General features: G+C 68.3%; 4 protein-coding genes. 3 read left to right on the top strand and 1 reads right to left on the bottom strand.

From position 1 onward, the window contains the following. From eccD to eccE, 3 genes are all read left to right on the top strand, one after another. The coding region (gene eccD, locus WB785_RS24105) for a type VII secretion integral membrane protein EccD (RefSeq protein ID WP_424082510.1) at window positions 1–799 on the top strand (799 nt) is incomplete at its 5' end. After that, window positions 796–2,193 carry a type VII secretion-associated serine protease mycosin gene (mycP, locus tag WB785_RS24100; RefSeq protein ID WP_424082508.1) on the top strand — a complete coding sequence of 466 codons (1,398 nt, stop codon included), beginning with the start codon at window positions 796–798 and terminating at the stop codon, window positions 2,191–2,193. The genes eccD and mycP, both read left to right, overlap by 4 nt. After that, entirely contained in the window at window positions 2,190–3,194 is a 1,005-nt protein-coding gene (eccE, locus tag WB785_RS24095; protein ID WP_424082506.1) for a type VII secretion protein EccE, read from the top strand. The genes mycP and eccE overlap by 4 nt, the downstream gene beginning before the upstream one ends. Here eccE and WB785_RS24090 read toward each other — a convergent pair. Then, the coding region (locus WB785_RS24090; RefSeq protein ID WP_424082504.1) for an amidohydrolase family protein at window positions 3,184–3,550 on the bottom strand (367 nt) is incomplete at its 5' end. The two genes, eccE and WB785_RS24090, sit on opposite strands and share 11 nt — an antisense overlap.

Genomic DNA, 3,550 nt, shown 5'->3' with positions numbered 1-3,550 from the left:
CGCAGCGCAGGTGACACTTGGCGCAGCCGGGGTGACCGCGTGGTCACTGATCAACCTGATCCTTCCTCAGCGCGAAAGCGGCAGGGCTATCGCGGTTTTCACTGCGACAGCCGTGCTCGGCGTGGGCGTGCTGTTGGCCGCCGGCGCAGCGATGCTATGGCAGCTGTCGTTGGTGAGCCTGGGCTGCGTGCTGATCGTGGTGGCGTTGCTGGTGACTGTCGAGGCCGCGCAGCTATCCGCGCTGTGGGCACGGTTCCCGCTACCGGTCATTCCGGCGCCCGGAGATCCTGCCCCGTCAGCGCCGTCGCTGCGAGTGCTGCAGGACCTGCCGCGACGGGTACGCATCAGCGACGCGCACCAAATCGGTTTCATCGCTGGGGCTGTGCTACTGAGCACGGTCGGGTCGGTGGCGATTGCATTACATCCGCAAACGCTGTCCGGCTGGGCCTGGTATGTGGTCGCCGCAACCTCAGCGGCGGCTGCGCTGCGCGCCCGGGTCTGGGACTCGGCCGCGTGCAAGGCCTGGCTGCTGGCCCAGCCCTATCTGGTGGGCGTGGCGTTAGCGGTGTTCTACACCGCCGCAGCGCAGTATCCGGCCGCGCTGGGCGCCGTAATAGTTCTCGCGGTGCTGGTGTTGGCCTGGGTGGTGGTCGCGCTGAACCCGTCGATCGCCTCCCCGGAGAGCTATTCGCTACCGGTGCGCCGGTTGCTGGGCTTCGTCGCGTCCGGAATCGACGCGTCGCTGATCCCGGTCATCGCCTACTTGGTCGGCCTGTTCAGCTGGGTGCTCAATCGATGATCTCTGCCCGCGCCCGGCGGCGATGTGGTTGCCTCGCAGCGGCTTTAGTCGCGGCGCTGTGGGTCTGCCCGCCCGCGGTGGCGATCAACCAGCCGCAGGTCGATCCGGGCGCCAAACCGCCGAACGGCGCCCCCGGTCCGGTGCAGCCGATGGAGAAGAACGGCGAGTGCAGTAGTTCCGGCGTCATCCCGGGTACCGATCCGGGCCTGCCGACAGCCAATCAGCGGATGCTGGATCCCGCTGCAGCACGGCGGTTTTCCCGCGGCGACGGCCAGCTGGTGGCGGTCTTGGACACCGGGGTACGGCCGGGGCCGAGGCTGCCGGCCGTGCAACCCGGTGGCGACTACGTGGAGACCACCGACGGCCTCACCGACTGCGACGGACACGGCACCCTGGTCGCGGGGCTGATCGCCGGGCAGCCCCGCGATGACGGCTTCGCCGGAATCGCACCCGCCGCACGGCTGCTGTCATTGCGGGTGACGTCGGCGAAGTTCTCGCCGCGAACTCCCGGCGGCGATCCTACCCTGGCACGCGCCGCTGTCGACGTGGCCGCGTTGGCCCGGGCGATTGTGCATGCGGCCGACCTGGGCGCCCGGGTGATCAACATTTCGGCGGTCACCTGCCTGCCCGCCGATCGCAATGTCGACCAAGCGGAACTGGGCGCGGCAATCCGGTACGCGGCGGTCGACAAGGACGCGGTGATCGTCGCTGCGGCGGGCAACAGTGGTTCTACCGGTTCGGGTTTCGCCGGAGCGTCATGTGAATCCAACCCGCTGACCGACTTGAGCCAACCCGAGGACCCCCGCAACTGGGCGGGTGTCACGTCGGTATCGGTGCCGTCCTGGTGGCAGCCATACGTGCTGTCGGTGGCCTCGCTGACGCCCGAGGACCAGCCGTCGAAATTCACGATGGCCGGCCCGTGGGTGGGCATCGCGGCGCCCGGCGAGAACATCGCCTCGGTGAGCAACCGCGACGACGGGGGGCTTGCCAACGGGACGCCCAATGAGCACCAGCAGCTGGTGCCGCTCAACGGCACCAGCTACGCCGCCGGCTACGTATCCGGTGTCGCGGCGCTGGTTCGCAGTAAGTATCCAGATCTCAACGCCACCCAGGTGATCCACCGCATCACCGCAACCGCGCGCAACGGGGCCCGCGCGCCGTCCAATGTCGTCGGCGCCGGCACCCTCGACCCGGTGGCCGCGCTGACCTGGGAGCTGCCCGCCGCTAACAAGCACGACAAAGCACCGGTGAAACACGTTGCGGCGCCGCCTGAACCGGCACCGAAGAGCCCGATGCCGCGGATCGTCGCGTTCGCCGGGACTGCGGCCCTGATGTTGGCCGTGGTAGCTGCCGCCGCGATCGCCGCACGCCGACGAAAGGAGCTCACCCAGTGAGGCCTCATCAATCCATAGCACCGTCCACGGGGCGGATTACGTTGGTGGCATTGGCCGTTGTGGCCGCAGCCATGGGCTTTCCGTGGCATTCGGTGCGTGAGCGTTGGGTGCTCGGTATCGCTGTCGCCGTGGCGATCACGCTGCTGGCTCGGTGGCGCGGGCTGCCGGTGACGACGATTCTGCGTCGTCGGTTGGCGATGCGTCGCCCCAAACGCGGTGTGCGCCAGGCCGGTGGATCCGGTACCGATGTGCGGACCACCGCGCTGCTGCGCGTCGCCCCGCCGGCAGCGGGTCCCGATGCGCTGCCCCTGCCGCTGATCGCCAGCTATGCCGACCGCTACGGCCTGCGCGCGGATGCCATCCGTATCACCAGCCGTGATACCGCATCCGAAACCGGTGTGCCCCAGCGGGAAACGTGGATCGGGCTGACCGTGTCGGCAGCCGACAACCTCGCGGCACTGCAGGCTCGTTCGCCGCAAATTCCGCTGCACGAGACCGCCGAGATCGCAGCCCGCCGACTCGCCGATCACCTCCGTGAAAGCGGGTGGACGGCCGCCATCGCCGACCCTGACGATATTCCCGGGCTCTACCCCCGGCCCTCTCGTGAAACCTGGGGTGGAATCCGGCATGGGAACGCGGATTACGTTGCGGCCTACCAGGTGAAGGCCGACACCGCGTTGCCGAATACCCTCGCTGCGATCTGGTCATACCCGGTCCGCGAAACGTGGACGGCCTTGGAGGTCACCGGGGCGGGCGACGAGCAGACGCTGGCCGTCGCGTGCGCATTCCACACCGATGCTCCTCCCGCCGCGGGCGGACCATTGCCCGGCCTGATCTCGCATTCCGGTAATCACCGGCCGGCGCTAACGGCGTTGCATCCGTTGTCGACTCAGCAGCTTGACGGCCATGTCGCGGTACCCGAAGCCCTGCTGTTGACGCGGCTGCGCTGGCCAAGCACCATCGCACAGCAGCCGAGTTCCGCCCCCGCCGCTATCGGCTAAACAGCGCGGCGGCGTTTTCGTAGCAGACCCTGCGCAGCCAAGCATCGTCGATGCCGGGCAGTCGGCTGATCGACCGCAGGGCGTCGATGTAGCTGTACGGGATGTTAGGGAAGTCGCTGCCGAACAGAATGCGGTCGCCCAGTTGCCGCAGCCGATGTAGCTGAGACGACGGGAACGGCATCGTTTCGTCGACAAACGGGGTGAACGCCATGGTGGTGTCCAGCCGGACGTCGGCCGAATCCTCGCAGATATCGAGAAACTCGGCGTATTCGGGCATTCCCAGATGCGCGACGATCAGCCGCAGCCGCGGATAGCGGTGCAGCAGACGACGTACCGGCTCGGGGCCGGTGTGCTCG

This window comes from Mycobacterium sp., assembly GCF_049585075.1.
Classification (GTDB): domain Bacteria; phylum Actinomycetota; class Actinomycetes; order Mycobacteriales; family Mycobacteriaceae; genus Mycobacterium.
The sequence above is the reverse complement of the archived record's forward strand: the minus strand, read 5'-3'. Positions and strand labels throughout refer to the sequence as shown.